Here is a 13,206-nt window from a genome sequence, read left to right as displayed (position 1 = left end):
CCTGACTGGAATCTTTCGCGCGTTCGCTTATGGCCCTTGGGGACCACCGTTGCTGCGCAACGGATGGGCGGACGTCTAGTCCCGGCGCTGTAAGTGGCGGTGTGTTTCGCGTTAAAACCGTGCTACTCAAGGGCGTCGATAACCAAGGGTTCACCCCGAAAGCGCCGCCCCGAAACTCCTGGCCGGCAGCACATGTGACCGGAACCGCGCGTAACGGAGGTTTTGCCCCGTTTATTCCTGATACGCGCCGTAGCTGCGCAGGCGCTTGTAGCGTTGCTGCAGCAGGTCGGTGACCGGCATCGCCTCGAGTTCGTCGAGCTGGTTCAGCAGCACCGCCTTCAGGCGGATCGCCATCGAGCGCGGATTGCGGTGGGCGCCGCCCAGCGGTTCGCGCACCAGCTTGTCGATCAGGCCCAGCTCCAGCAGGCGTGGCGCGGTCATGCCCAGTGCCTCGGCGGCATCCCTCACCTTGTCCGGGCTCTTCCACAGGATCGAGGCGCAGCCTTCCGGCGAGATCACCGAATAGGTGGCGTACTGCAGCATGTTGGTGCGGTCGCCCACGCCGATCGCCAGCGCGCCGCCGGAGCCGCCCTCGCCGATCACGGTGCAGACGATCGGCACCTTCAGCTCGGCCATTTCCAGCAGGTTGCGCGCGATCGCCTCGCTCTGGCCGCGCTCCTCGGCGCCCACGCCGGGGTAGGCGCCGGGGGTGTCGATCAGGGTCAGCAGCGGCAGGCCGAAGCGCTCGGCCATCTTCATCAGGCGCAGCGCCTTGCGGTAGCCCTCGGGACGCGGCATGCCGAAGTTGCGGCGTACCTTGTCCTTGGTATTGCGGCCTTTCTGGTGGCCGATGATCATTACCTGGCGGCCGTTGATGCGGCCGAGGCCGCCGACGATGGCGGCGTCTTCGGCATACATGCGGTCGCCGGCCAGTTCGTGGAACTCCTCGCAGATCACGCCGATGTAGTCGAGCGTGTACGGCCGCGCCGGGTGGCGTGAGAGCTGGGTGGTCTGCCACGAATTGAGGTTGCGGAAGATCTCCGCGGTCTTGACCTTGAGCTTCTCGCGCAGGCGGCCGACTTCCTCGTCGATGTTGAACGCCTGGCCATGGCTGGCGTGGCGAAGCTCTTCGATCTTCGCGTCCAGCTCGGCAATCGGTTGTTCGAAATCGAGGAAGTTGGGGTTCATTCGTTGCAATTCATGGCACAGAAGCGGCTCAGTATACCGTCCTGCGGGAAAACGCGAGAACGCCGCCGTATGGCTGTGACGGGGTGGACAAAAGCCCGTCGCCGAGCCGCCATTGCGCTATCGTCCGCCTCACCGCAAGCCGTCAGCCGGAGCCATGCCATGCCCAGCAAACCCATCGACGAGGCCAGGCTCGACCGCATCGTGGCCGAGGCGCGGCGCAACGCGGAGCAGCGCGAGCTGGGTTATCGCGAGCGTGCGCTGAAGATGTACCCGTGGGTGTGCGGCCGCTGTGCGCGCGAGTTCACCCGCGCGAACCTGCAGGAACTGACCGTGCACCACCGCAACCACAACCACGACGACAACCCGCCTGACGGCAGCAACTGGGAACTGCTGTGCGTGTACTGCCACGACAACGAACACGCGCGTCACATCGACCACGTGCGCGGCGGCGTGCTGGCGGTGGAGGACGCCCCGCCGGCCACCGGCAACCCGTTCGCCGACCTGAAGGCAATGCTGGAGCGGGGCAGCAAATGATTTTCTCCTCCCCCTGCTTTGCAGGGGGAGGTTGGGTGGGGGTTGTCGGGACTGGCAAGGAAGATCAAGAGCGACCCCACCCCAGCCCTCCCCTGCGAAGCAGGGGAGGGAGCAAGGCGGGTCAATCCTGCTGCTTGACGATGCGCAGTCGCGCCGCTTTCACGCCGGGCAGGGCGCGCACCGCGCGCAGCAGGTCGGGGATGGCTTCCACGCGCCAGGCTTCGCCGAGTTCGAGGTCGGCCTGGGCGCCCTGGTTGCGGTAGCCGTGCAGGGTCACGCTGGTGCGGCCGCCGCGGTAGCCGGCCAGGGCGTGCTGCAGCTGGCCGACGAAGTCCGGGCCGATGCCATTCAACTTCAGCTGCAACAGGCGCGCGTGGCGGCGGCAGGCGTCCGCCAGCGAACAGGCGCTGCGCGCGCGCAGCTGGAAGCCGCCGCCGGAGAAATCGTCGATGCGCAGCCCGCCGTCGACCACCAGCATCTCGTCGCGTGTCAGCAGCGGCGCAATCTGCTGGTACAGCTCGCCGAAGAAGCTCACCTCGATGACGCCGGTGCCGTCCTCCAGCCGCACGAAGGCGTCGCTGTCGCCGCGCTTGCGCACGGCGGTGACCATGCCGGCGACGGTCCATGGCGTGTCGGGACCACGACGGAAGCGGTTATTGTCGCCTTCGTCGTTCTTGCGCGGCTTCGGCGGCTGGTAGCGGTCGGCGATCTCGCCGAGCGGACAGGTCGACAGCTGCGCCAGTTCGTCCATCCACGGGTCGGTGGGGTGGCCGGACAGGTAATGCCCGAGCGTGTCGCGCTCGCCCTGCAGCTTCTGTTCCAGCGGCCATTCCGGCACGGTGGGCAGGTCGATGCGCAGCACGGGTGTCATCGCGCCCATGGCGGTGCCGAACATGTCGTTCTGGCCGGACTGCCGGTCGCGCAGGTACTGCTCGGCGGCCTTGATCGCGTCGGGCAGCTGCAGCATCAGGCTGGCGCGGTTGGCGGCGAGCGTGTCCAGTGCGCCGGACAGGATCAGCGCTTCCAGCACGCGGCGGTTGAGCCGGGTCGGGTCCACGCGGCGGCAGAAATCGGCCAGGTCGGTGTACTTGCCGTTGGCGCGTTCGGCGACGATGGATTCGCACGCCCCCTGGCCGACGCCCTTGATCGCGCCCAATCCGTACTGGATCGTCCTGGGCTCGATCGCCACGAACATGTACTCGGACGCGTTGACGTCCGGCGGCTGCACGGCGATGCCGATGGCCCGCGATTCGTCGAGGAAGGTCACCACCTTGTCGGTGTTGTCCATGTCCGAGGAGATCGTGGCGGCCATGAACTCGGCGGGGTAGTGCGTCTTCAGCCAGGCGGTCTGGTAGGAGACCAGCGCATAGGCGGCCGCATGCGACTTGTTGAAGCCGTAGCCGGCGAACTTCTCCATCAGGTCGAAGATCGCATCGGCCTTCTCGCCGGTCAGGCCGTCCTTCGCCGCGCCCTCGCGGAACTTGGCGCGTTCCTTCGCCATCTCCTCGAGCTTCTTCTTGCCCATCGCGCGGCGCAGCAGGTCGGCCCCGCCGAGCGAGTAGCCGCCGACGATCTGCGCCATCTGCATCACCTGTTCCTGGTAGACCATGATGCCGTAGGTCTCTTGCAGGATCGGCTCGACGCGCGGGTCGGGGTACTCCACTTCTTCGCGGCCGTGCTTGCGCGCCACGAAGCTGGGGATCAGGTCCATCGGGCCGGGGCGGTACAGCGCCACCAGCGCGATGATGTCCTCGAAGCGGTCGGGCCTGGCGTCCTTCAGCATGCGCTGCATGCCGGAGGATTCGAGCTGGAATACCGCGACGGTCTGCGCCTTCTTCAGCAGCTCGTAGGTGGGCGCGTCGTCCAGCGGCAGCGCGGCGATGTCCAGCGGTGTCTCGCCGGCTTTCGCGCGGCGCGCGTTGATCGCCTTCACCGCCCAGTCGATGATGGTCAGCGTGCGCAGGCCGAGGAAGTCGAACTTGACCAGGCCGACCGCTTCCACGTCGTCCTTGTCGTACTGGGTCACCACGCCGCCGCCGCCGGCTTCGCAGTACAGCGGCGCGAAGTCGGTCAGCGGGCTCGGCGCGATCACCACGCCGCCGGCGTGCTTGCCGGCGTTGCGGGTGAGGTTTTCGAGCTTCAGCGCCAGGTCGATCAGCGCGTGGGCGTCCTCGTCCTGCTCGTACGCTTCGCAGAACTCCTTGACGACGCGATCGGGTTCCTTCTTCGACTTCTCCGAGCGGCCAAGCGCATCGGACAGGGTGAGGTCGAGCGGCCGCGGCGGCACCATCTTGGCCAGTTTGTCGACCTGGCCGTAACCCATGCTGAGCACGCGGCCGGAATCGCGCAGCACGGCCTTGGCCGCCATCGAGCCGTAGGTGATGATCTGGCTGACGCGGTCGCGGCCGTACTTGCGCGACACGTAGTCGATCACCTCGTCGCGGCGGTCCATGCAGAAGTCGATGTCGAAGTCGGGCATCGACACGCGTTCGGGGTTGAGGAAGCGCTCGAACAGCAGGTTGAACTGCAGCGGGTCCAGGTCGGTGATCTTCAGCGCCCAGGCCACCAGCGAGCCGGCGCCGGAGCCGCGGCCGGGACCGACCGGGATGCCGTTCTGTTTGCCCCAGTTGATGAAGTCCGCCACGATCAGGAAATAGCCGGGGAAACCCATCTTGACGATGACGTCGAGCTCGCGCTCCAGCCGCGCCTCGTAGTCGGCCAGCGTGTGGCCGGCCGCCAGCGGCGCGCCGGCCAGCCGTTCGCGCAGGCCTTGCCGCGACAGCTCGCGGATATGGCTGTCGAGGTCGTGGCCCTCGGGCACCGGGAAGTCGGGCAGGTAGTAGGTGCCGAACTTGAGTTCCAGGCTGCAGCGTTTCGCCAGTTCAACGGTGTTTTCCAGCGCCTCGGGCAGGTCGGCAAACAGCGCGGCCATCTCCTCCGGCGTTTTCAGGTATTGCTGGTCGCTGTACTCGCGCGGGCGTTTCGGATCGGCCAGCACGCGGCCCTGGTTGATGCACACGCGCGCCTCGTGCGCGCCGAAGTCGTCCTGGGTGAGGAAGCGCACGTCGTTGCTGGCTACCACCGGCAGGCCGAGTTCGGTGGCCAGCGCCAGCGCGGCGGTGTTCCAGTTTTCCTCGCCGTCGCGGCCGCAGCGGGTCAGCTCCAGATACAGCCGCTCGGGAAACAGTCGCGCCAGCCGGCGCAGTTTTGCCAGCGCAGCCTCGATGCCCTGGTTCAGCGCGATGCGGCCGACCTCGCTCTCGCGGCCGAGCAGGGCGATCAGCCCGTCGCTGGCGCCGGCGGTGAGCCAGCCAGCCTCGACCAGTGCGCGGCCGCCGTGCTGGCCTTCCTGCCAGGCGCGCGAGACCAGCCGCGACAGGTTGAGATAGCCGCCGCGGTCCTGGCACAGCAGGGTGAGCCGCCACGGGCGCGGGTCGTCCGGCGCCGAGATCCACAGGTCGCAGCCGCCGATCGGCTTGATGCCGGCGGCGCTGCATGCCTTGTAGAACTTCACCAGCGCGAACATGTTGCTGTCGTCGGTCAGCGCCACCGCCGGGATGCCGTCACGCACACAGGCGGCGACCAGCGCCTTGATGCGGATGGTCGAATCGACCAGCGAGTATTCGCTGTGCAGGTGCAGGTGGGTATAGCGGACGGTCATGCGTTCTTGCGCGGTGAGTCCCCGCAGGCTACCCGGCACCTTGCCCAGCGGCAAGATTGACTTCCGTGCGGTTTGCGCGAAGCGCGGCGGCGCCTCGCCGGAAGCTGCCGGCCAGCCCGGCGCGGCGGCTACCGCCGACGGTGCCGGCTCGGCCATCAATGCGTTGATCTCGGCGACCAGGCTGTCCAGCATGTCTTCGCCGCAGCCCGCGTGCACGTGGGCCAGGTGCCGTCGCGATGCATGCAGCATCACCCTGATCAGGATGCCCTTGTCGGTGCCGCAGGGCTTGCCGAGGGTGCCGTCGCGGTCCCGGGTCATCAACAGGCCGGGCAGGCGCGGGTACAGGGCGCGCACGGTCCGCACGCAGGTCTGCCAGGTGACCCAGAAGCTGACCACCACCACCTTGCCGTGCAGCGAGGAGACGCTCACCGCCTTTTCGTCCTGGGTCGTGCCCAGCGCATCCGGCGGTGCGTCGCCCGGTCTTGCGCCGGCGTAGCGGCACGCCCCGGGGCAAGGGAAGCGGCGTGGCTCAGCGGACGTGGAAGCGTTCGCCCTCCTCTTCGACGGGCACCACATAGTGCTCGAGACTGCTCACCGCCAGCGGGTGGAGGTTGTAGTCGGCATGCGGCGGCGGCGCTTCGTCGACGCCGTCGAGTGCGGGGTTGGCCGGTTCGGGCACGGGCGTGCTGGCCGGCATCGGTGGAGCGGATGGGCGGTAGGACGGAGGCATCATGGCACGACTCCTGCGATCTGCGTGGCGCGTCGGGGCGCCTGTGGCAGCGGGTCGGCGGGTCAGCACTGGCTGGACATCGCCGCTGCTGCGGATGCGTCCGTGCGGGTTGCGTTCCCTGATGCCAATGATGCTCCCGGGCGGGGGGAAGTTGCATAGACGGATGGCCTATGCCGATCAATCTCATCGGGTACGCGATCCGCGGCCCGCGCGGCGATCAGAACAGCCTTGCCTGGTCCAGCCAGAGGCGTACCGGCGCAAAGCTGCGGCGATGCTGCCGGCACGGCCCGAGCCGCTGCAGCGCGGCCAGGTGCGCCGGGGTCGGGTAGCCCTTGTGCACGGCGAAACCGTAGCCCGGGTGCTCGCCATCGAGCGCCACCATCACGCGGTCGCGGCTGACCTTGGCCAGGATCGAGGCCGCGCTGATCGCCGGTTCCAGCGCGTCGCCGCCGACGATCGCGCGGCCGGGGCAAGGCAGGTCCTTCGGCAGCCGGTTGCCGTCGATCAGCGCCTCGTGGGCGACCGGCGCGAGGCCGGAAACGGCCCGGCTCATGCCGGCCATGGTGGCCTGGAAGATATTCAGGCGGTCGATCTCGTCCGGCTCGATCAGCACCACACAGTACGCCAGCGCGCGTTCGACGATCAGCGGATACAGCGCCTCGCGCTTCGCCTCGCTGAGCTTCTTCGAGTCGTTCAGCCCCGGGATCGGACGGCCCGGATCGAGGATCACCGCGGCCACCGCCAGCGGGCCGGCCAACGGGCCGCGGCCGGCCTCGTCGACGCCGGCGACGAGCACACCCGCTTCAATCGAGTCCCGCGCTTCTTGCGTTTGCCTCATCCCCCTCGTGGGGGAGGATTGAGGTGGGGTGCGGATGCTCGCAGAACGCTCACTCATGGCTGGGATTACGGCCGTCGATCAGCTCGGCGATCGCCGCTGCCGCGCGATCCCCCGCGTGGCCTTCCAGGCCGCCGCGCAGGGTCTGGTGCAACTGCTCGAACGCGGCGACGATCGCGCCGCGCCGCTCGCTGTCCTTGAACAGCGCCAGGGTGGCGGCGGCCAGTTTGTCGGCGGTGCAGTCGTCCTGCATCAGTTCGGGCACCAGCAGGCCGTCGCCGAGGCCGCAGGCGCGGGCCAGGATGTTCGGCAGCGCGTAGACGTCGGTCTTCAGCATCTTCAGCGCGCGGGCGATGCGGTAGCTCAACGGCGCGACGCGGTAGCCGACGACCATCGGGCGCTTCGCCAGCATCGCCTCCAGCGTGGCGGTGCCGGAAGCCAGCAGCACCACGTCGGCGGCCAGCATCGCCTCGTGCGCGTGGCCGTCCAGCAGCAGCGGTGCGCTCTCGCCGTGCTGCTCGCCGGCGAGCAGTTCCTCGAGCCGGGCGCGCACCTGCGGGTTGGCAGCGGGGATCACCACGCGCAGCCCGGGCACGGCGGCGGCCACCCGGTTCGCCGCGTCGATGAAGGTCCGGCCCAGCCGGCCGACTTCGGACAGCCGGCTGCCGGGCAGCACCGCCAGCACTGGCGCCTGCTGCGGCAGCTGCAGGATCTCGCGCGCGCCGACGCGGTCGGAGACCAGCGCGAAACGGTCGGCCAGCGGGTGGCCGACGAAGCGGGCGTCGATGCCGTGCTTCGCGTAGATCGCCGGCTCCATCGGGAACAGGCACAGCACGCGGCTGGCGCTGCGGCCGATCTTCTCCGCACGCTTCTCGCGCCAGGCCCAGACCGACGGGCTGACGTAGTGCACGGTGAGCATGCCGGCCTGCTTCAGCCGCTGCTCCACGCCGAGGTTGAAGTCGGGTGCGTCGATGCCGACCACCACGGCCGGCCGCTCCCGCAGCAGGCGCGCGACCAGCGCCCTGCGCAGCCGCAGCAGGCGGGGCAGGTGGCGGACCACCTCGCTGAAGCCGAACAGCGACAGCTCGCGGATGTCGTACCAGGAGTCGAAGCCCTCGCGCTGCATGCGCGCACCGCCGATGCCGACGAAGCGCGCCTGCGGATAGCGCTGGCGCATCGCCACGATCAGGTCGGCGCCGAGCTGGTCGCCGGAGTCCTCGCCGGCGAGGATGGCGATCAGGGGGGCCTGCGTGGAGACGTCGATGTTTTGCATTTCGTCTCCTTCGTGAAGCAAGAGCCGGGGCGCGCGTTTGATTTCCCGATAAGCGCCATACGCTTATCGGGCGAGCGCGCGCTCGCTCTGGTCGAGGAACTCGAGCATCGCCCGCACGTCGTCGCTCTCGCGCGCCTGCTCGACCAGCTTCTCGCGCGCCTCGGGCAGCGACAGGCCGGCCATGTACAGGGTGCGGTAGGCGCGCTTGATCGCCGCGATGCGCGTGGCGTCGAAGCCGCGGCGCTTCAGGCCCTCGCTGTTGATGCCGCGCGGGCGCCCCTGCTGTTCGTTCGCCATCATCACGAACGGCGGCACGTCGTGGCCGACCAGGCAGCCCATGCCGATGAAGGCGTGGGCGCCGACCTTGCAGAACTGGTGCACGCCGGAATAGCCGGACAGGATCGTCCAGTCGCCGATCGTCACGTGCCCGGCCAGCGCCGCGTAGTTGGAGAACACCACGTTGTTGCCGATCTGGCAGTCGTGCGCCACGTGCACGTAGGCGAGCACCCAGTTGTCGTTGCCGAGGCGGGTGACGCCGCCGCCGTCGCCGGTACCGCGGTTGATGGTGGTGAATTCGCGGATCAGGTTGCGGTCGCCGATCACCAGCTCGGTGCGCTCGCCCTGCCACTTCTTGTCCTGCGGTGCACCGCCGAGCGAGGCGAACTGGGCGATGCGGTTGTCGCGGCCGATCCTGGTGGGGCCCTCGATCACCACGTGCGGACCGACCACCGTGCCGTCGCCTATTTCCACCTCGGCGCCGATCACGCTGTAGGCGCCGACGCTGACGTTGGCGCCGAGGACGGCGGAGGGGTCGACCAGCGCGGAGGGGTGGATCATTTGTCGGTCCTCGCGGCGCACATCAGTTCGCAGCTGGCCACTTCCTTGCCGTCCACCAGGGTACGGGCGGTGAACAGGCCCATGCCGCGCACCAGGCGTTTCTGGGTCACTTCCAGGCGCAACTGGTCGCCCGGCACCACCGGCGCGCTGAAGCGCGCGTTGTCGACCTTGACCAGGTAGAACAGGGGGCTGCCGTCGTCGCCCTTGGCACGGCGGCTGAGTTGGGTCAGCAAGCCTGCGGCCTGCGCCATCGCCTCGACGATCAGCACGCCCGGCATCACCGGATGGCCGGGGAAATGGCCCTGGAAGAACGGCTCGTTGATGGTGGCGTTCTTGATGGCGACCACGCTGACGTCGGGCACGATCTCGACCACCCGATCCACCAGCAGGAACGGATAGCGGTGCGGCAGCAGTTCCTGGATCTGCTCCACGTTGATCGGCATGGGCAGGGCGCCTTTGTTCTCACTCATCGTTATTGTCCTTCTCCAACGCCGACAACCGGCGCGCGTACTCGTCCAGATGCTTGAAGCGCGCCGCATTCTTCCGCCACTGACGGTTGTCCTGCAGTGGCACGCCGGATGAATATTCGCCGGGCTCGCGGATCGAGTGCGCGACCAGGCTCTTGGCGGTAATGGTAACCCGGTCGGCCAGTTCGAGATGGCCGAGCACGCCGGCGTTGCCGCCGATCATGCAGTAGCGGCCGATCTTCGCACTGCCGGCCACCGCGGCGCAGCCGGCCATCGCGGTGTGCGCGCCGACGTGCACGTTGTGGGCGATCTGGATCTGGTTGTCCAGCCGTACGTCCTCCTCCAGCACGGTGTCCTCCAGCGCGCCGCGGTCGATCGTGGTGTTGGCGCCGATCTCGCAGTCGTCGCCGATGCGCACGCCGCCGAGCTGCGGGATCTTCACCCAGTGGTCGCGCTCGAAGGCCAGGCCGAAGCCGTCCGAGCCGATCACGGCACCCGGGTGCACCAGCACACGCTTGCCCAGCGTGACCCGGGTGACCAGGGTGACCCGCGCCACCAGCCGCGATTGCGCGCCCACCGCGCAGTCCTCGCCGAGGATGCAGTGCGGGCCGAGCACGGCGCCGTCGCCGATCTCCACGCCGTCGGCGATGACGCAGCCCGGGCCGATGCTGGCGCTGGCGCTGATCCGTGCGCCGTCGGCGACCACCGCGCTGGGATGGATGCCGGCCGGCGCGGCCGGCAGCCGTTCGAACAGCGCGGCGATCTTCGCGTAGGCGACATAGGGATCCCCGGCGACCAACGCGGCGGTCGGGCAGTCGGCGAGGTTTTCCTCGTGCAGCACCACCACGCCGGCATGGGTCCCCGCCAGCTGTCCGGTGTACCTGCTGTTGGAAAGGAAGCTTAGCTGGCTGGGGCGGGCACCCGCCAGCGTGGCGACGCCGTCGATGACGCGCGTGCCGTCGCCGTTGAAGCCGAGCCCGAACCGTTCGGCGAGATCGGCCACCGTGTAGTTGATTGCGCTCATGCGTGCTCCGGAACCTGCCGGCCATTGTAGGGGGTGGCGTCCCGGCCTGCAGTGCGCCACTCCGGCAAAAGAAAGCGCGGCATGGCCGCGCTTCCCTGGGTTCCCCCGGCCTTCGGTCGGGTCAGAACTGGCTGCCGAAGGTGAACTGGATCCGTTCCTCGTAGTGACGGTCCGCGGCCTGCGTGCGCAGCGGCACGGCGAAGCTGATGATCAGCGGGCCGATCGGCGCCTGCCACTGCAGCGACAGGCCGGTGGAGGCACGCAGGTCCGAGGCGTTGAAGCTGCTGTAATCCTTGTAGACGTTGCCGACGTCCATGAACCAGGACACGCGCGCGGTGTTGACGTCCTTCAGGAACGGCAGCGGCAGGAATACCTGCGCGGTGCCGAGCACCTTGAAAGAGCCGCCGATCGGTTGCGCGTAGTAACCGCCATTGCACAGGCCGCTGGCATTGGGCGTGCTGCCGTCGATACAGACCCGCGGGCCCAGCGTCTGGTCCTGGTAGCCGCGCACGTCGCGCACGCCGCCGGCGTAGTAGTTCTGCCAGAACGGCAGGTCCTGGCGCATGTCGGTGATGACATGGTTGGGGTTCTGGGCCAGGCTGGCGTCCTTCAGCGCCGTGAAGGCGTCGTCGCTGATGCCATTGTGGCCGTAGGTCTTGCCGTAGCCGACCTGGCCGTCGAGGTACAGCACGAAGCCCTTGCCGATCGGCCAGTAATGGTTGATTTCGGTGGAGAGCTTCCAGTACTGCACGGTCGAGCCGGGCAGCGCCACGTCGGTCGAGGCGGAGATCAGGCCGCCGCGGGTCGGCGCCCAGTAACCGTTGCGGGTGTCGTGGTTCCAGCCCAGCGTGCCGGTCCAGGTATGGATGGTCTTGTTGCCGATCTCGTTCTGGTAGTCGAGCAGCACCTGCGGGCTGTAGCCGGAGAACAGGTTGACCTTGTTGCTGCTGATGCCCAGGCCCACGCGCAGGCCGTCCGTTTCGCTGATCGGGATGCCGAGGTAGCTGGAGAAGCTCTTGGCGCTGGTGGCGTAGTTCGCGAAGTCGGTATTGCCGTAGTCGGTCTTCGAGTACGAGGCGCTGTAGCCGATGCCGATGCCGCTGTCGGTCAGGTACGGGTTGTAGTAGCTGAGGCCGATGCGGCTGTAGTAGGTGCTGCGCTCGCCGCTGATCGAGAAGCTGTCGCCGGTGCCGAACAGGTTGTTCTGCGACACCGAGGCGTTGAGGATGATGCCGGAGTACTGCGAGTAGCCGATGCCGAACTGCATGCTGCCGGCGGACTGCTCCTCGACCTTGACGCTGACGTCCACCTGGTCCTGGGTGCCCGGCACCAGCTTCTTGTCGATGTCCACCTTCTTGAAGTAGCCGAGCCGCTGCAGGCGGACCTTGGAGCGGTCGACCGCCGCCTGCGAGTACCAGGAACCCTCGAGCTGGCGCATCTCGCGGCGGAGCACGTTGTCCTCGGTGCGCGTATTGCCCTGGAACACCACCCGGCGCACGTACACGCGCTGGCCCGGCTCGACGTACATGGTCAGGTCGACGGTGCGCTTTTCCTTGTCCAGCTTCGGGATGGGCGTGACCTTGGCGTAGGCGTAGCCGATGTTGGCGAGCAGGCCCTTGATCGCCTTGGAACTCGCCTCGATCGCGCCACGGTTGAAGGTGTCGCCCGTCTTGACGAAGACCAGCTGGCGCATGGTCGCCTCGGGCAGGATCAGGTCGCCGAGCAGCTTGACGTCGGCGACCTTGTAGACCTCGCCTTCCTTGATGCTGGCATCGATGTACATCGCGCGCTTGTCCGGCGCGATCGCCACCTGGGTGGAGTCGACGCCGAAGTCGGCATAGCCGCGGTCCATGTAGTAGGACTGCAGTTTCTCCAGGTCGCCGGAGAGCTTCTCGCGCGAGTACTGGTCGTCCTTCGAGTACCACGACATCCAGTTGGTGGTGTTCGATTCGAAGCCGTCGCGGATCTGCTTGTCGGTGAACGCGTGGTTGCCGAGGATGTTCAGCTCCTTGATCTTGGCCGCCTTGCCCTCGCGGACCTCGATCTCGACGGCCACCCGGTTGCGGTCCAGCTGCGTCACGTGCGGGTCGACCGACACGTTGTATTTGCCGCGGTTGTAGTACTGCCGGGTGAGTTCCTGCTGCACGTTGTCCAGTGCCAGCCGGTCGAAGGTCTCGCCTTCGGACAGGCCGATCTCCTTCAGGCCCTTCTTCAGGTCGTCGGTCTTGATGTCCTTGTTGCCGCGCAGGGTCAGCTTGGCGATCGACGGCCGCTCGACCACCTTGATCACCAGGATGCTGCCTTCGCGGTCGAATTCCACGTCGCTGAAGAACTTGGTGCGGTACAGCGCGCGGATCGCGCGCTGCGCCCCTTCGTTGGTCAGCTGGTCGCCCTTGTTGATCGGCAGGTAGTTGAAGACGGTACCGGCGGAAATGCGGCTGAGGCCGTCGATGCGGATGTCCGACACCACGAACGGGTCGAACGCGAACGCATTGGCGGAGAGGGAGGCAAGCAAAATCAGCGCGGCGATACGCTTCATCGTCGGTTCCGTTGGGTTATTTCGATGGAGCGGCCAGCGCAGCCGCCCCGATCAACGCATGAGGCAGGGACAGGCCCTGCCTCGAAAGGGAATCCGCACCCCACCAGGGTAGTGCACG

10 protein-coding genes are annotated in these 13,206 nt (G+C 67.9%); 1 reads left to right on the top strand and 9 read right to left on the bottom strand.

The genetic code is table 11. From position 1 onward, the window contains the following. Positions 1-231 precede the first annotated feature (231 nt). Positions 232-1,188, bottom strand: coding sequence for an acetyl-CoA carboxylase carboxyltransferase subunit alpha (locus tag RHOFW104R8_RS10715; RefSeq protein ID WP_068096357.1), 957 nt, complete (start codon positions 1,186-1,188; stop codon positions 232-234). A gap of 159 nt (positions 1,189-1,347) precedes the next feature. Here RHOFW104R8_RS10715 and RHOFW104R8_RS10710 point away from each other — a divergent pair, with 159 nt between their 5' ends. Next, positions 1,348-1,722, top strand: coding sequence for a YajD family HNH nuclease (locus RHOFW104R8_RS10710; protein ID WP_068096359.1), 375 nt, complete (start codon positions 1,348-1,350; stop codon positions 1,720-1,722). Between the two features lie 121 nt (positions 1,723-1,843). Here RHOFW104R8_RS10710 and dnaE read toward each other — a convergent pair whose 3' ends face one another. From dnaE to bamA, 8 genes are all read right to left on the bottom strand, one after another. Beyond that, positions 1,844-5,383, bottom strand: a complete 3,540-nt coding sequence (gene dnaE, locus RHOFW104R8_RS10705; protein ID WP_068096410.1) for a DNA polymerase III subunit alpha — start codon at positions 5,381-5,383, stop codon at positions 1,844-1,846. Between the two features lie 529 nt (positions 5,384-5,912). Next, positions 5,913-6,116: a hypothetical protein gene (locus tag RHOFW104R8_RS10700; protein WP_068096364.1), complete on the bottom strand. Its 204-nt coding sequence runs from the start codon at positions 6,114-6,116 to the stop codon at positions 5,913-5,915. Between the two features lie 214 nt (positions 6,117-6,330). Further along, the gene (gene rnhB, locus RHOFW104R8_RS10695; RefSeq protein ID WP_068096365.1) at positions 6,331-6,951 is read right to left on the bottom strand and encodes a ribonuclease HII; all 621 of its coding nucleotides are present in this window, start codon (positions 6,949-6,951) and stop codon (positions 6,331-6,333) included. Between the two features lie 49 nt (positions 6,952-7,000). Then, the gene (gene lpxB, locus RHOFW104R8_RS10690; protein ID WP_068096366.1) at positions 7,001-8,221 is read right to left on the bottom strand and encodes a lipid-A-disaccharide synthase; all 1,221 of its coding nucleotides are present in this window, start codon (positions 8,219-8,221) and stop codon (positions 7,001-7,003) included. Positions 8,222-8,284: 63 nt separating this feature from the next. Further along, positions 8,285-9,058, bottom strand: a complete 774-nt coding sequence (gene lpxA, locus RHOFW104R8_RS10685) for an acyl-ACP--UDP-N-acetylglucosamine O-acyltransferase (protein ID WP_068096368.1) — start codon at positions 9,056-9,058, stop codon at positions 8,285-8,287. Further along, positions 9,055-9,528, bottom strand: coding sequence for a 3-hydroxyacyl-ACP dehydratase FabZ (gene fabZ / locus RHOFW104R8_RS10680; RefSeq protein WP_068096370.1), 474 nt, complete (start codon positions 9,526-9,528; stop codon positions 9,055-9,057). Before fabZ ends, lpxA begins: the two co-directional genes overlap by 4 nt. Further along, positions 9,521-10,549 (bottom strand): UDP-3-O-(3-hydroxymyristoyl)glucosamine N-acyltransferase, encoded by a 1,029-nt coding sequence (gene lpxD / locus RHOFW104R8_RS10675; protein ID WP_068096372.1) that lies wholly within the window; start codon positions 10,547-10,549, stop codon positions 9,521-9,523. The genes fabZ and lpxD overlap by 8 nt, the downstream gene beginning before the upstream one ends. Before the next feature lie 121 nt (positions 10,550-10,670). Beyond that, positions 10,671-13,088, bottom strand: coding sequence for an outer membrane protein assembly factor BamA (gene bamA, locus RHOFW104R8_RS10670; protein ID WP_068096374.1), 2,418 nt, complete (start codon positions 13,086-13,088; stop codon positions 10,671-10,673). Between the last annotated feature and the right edge of the window lie 118 nt (positions 13,089-13,206).

Source organism: Rhodanobacter sp. FW104-R8 (assembly GCF_001617365.1).
GTDB lineage: Bacteria > Pseudomonadota > Gammaproteobacteria > Xanthomonadales > Rhodanobacteraceae > Rhodanobacter.
This window is presented reverse-complemented; position numbering and strand designations above follow the sequence as displayed.

Excerpts from the sequence above, each read along its gene's own strand:
- RHOFW104R8_RS10715 (WP_068096357.1), bottom strand. The coding sequence starts at position 1,188 with ATGAACCCCAACTTCCTCGATTTCGAACAACCGATTGCCGAGCTGGAC.
- RHOFW104R8_RS10710 (WP_068096359.1), top strand. The coding sequence starts at position 1,348 with ATGCCCAGCAAACCCATCGACGAGGCCAGGCTCGACCGCATCGTGGCC.
- dnaE (WP_068096410.1), bottom strand. The coding sequence starts at position 5,383 with ATGACCGTCCGCTATACCCACCTGCACCTGCACAGCGAATACTCGCTG.
- RHOFW104R8_RS10700 (WP_068096364.1), bottom strand. The coding sequence starts at position 6,116 with ATGATGCCTCCGTCCTACCGCCCATCCGCTCCACCGATGCCGGCCAGC.
- rnhB (WP_068096365.1), bottom strand. The coding sequence starts at position 6,951 with ATGAGGCAAACGCAAGAAGCGCGGGACTCGATTGAAGCGGGTGTGCTC.
- lpxB (WP_068096366.1), bottom strand. The coding sequence starts at position 8,221 with ATGCAAAACATCGACGTCTCCACGCAGGCCCCCCTGATCGCCATCCTC.
- lpxA (WP_068096368.1), bottom strand. The coding sequence starts at position 9,058 with ATGATCCACCCCTCCGCGCTGGTCGACCCCTCCGCCGTCCTCGGCGCC.
- fabZ (WP_068096370.1), bottom strand. The coding sequence starts at position 9,528 with ATGAGTGAGAACAAAGGCGCCCTGCCCATGCCGATCAACGTGGAGCAG.
- lpxD (WP_068096372.1), bottom strand. The coding sequence starts at position 10,549 with ATGAGCGCAATCAACTACACGGTGGCCGATCTCGCCGAACGGTTCGGG.
- bamA (WP_068096374.1), bottom strand. The coding sequence starts at position 13,088 with ATGAAGCGTATCGCCGCGCTGATTTTGCTTGCCTCCCTCTCCGCCAAT.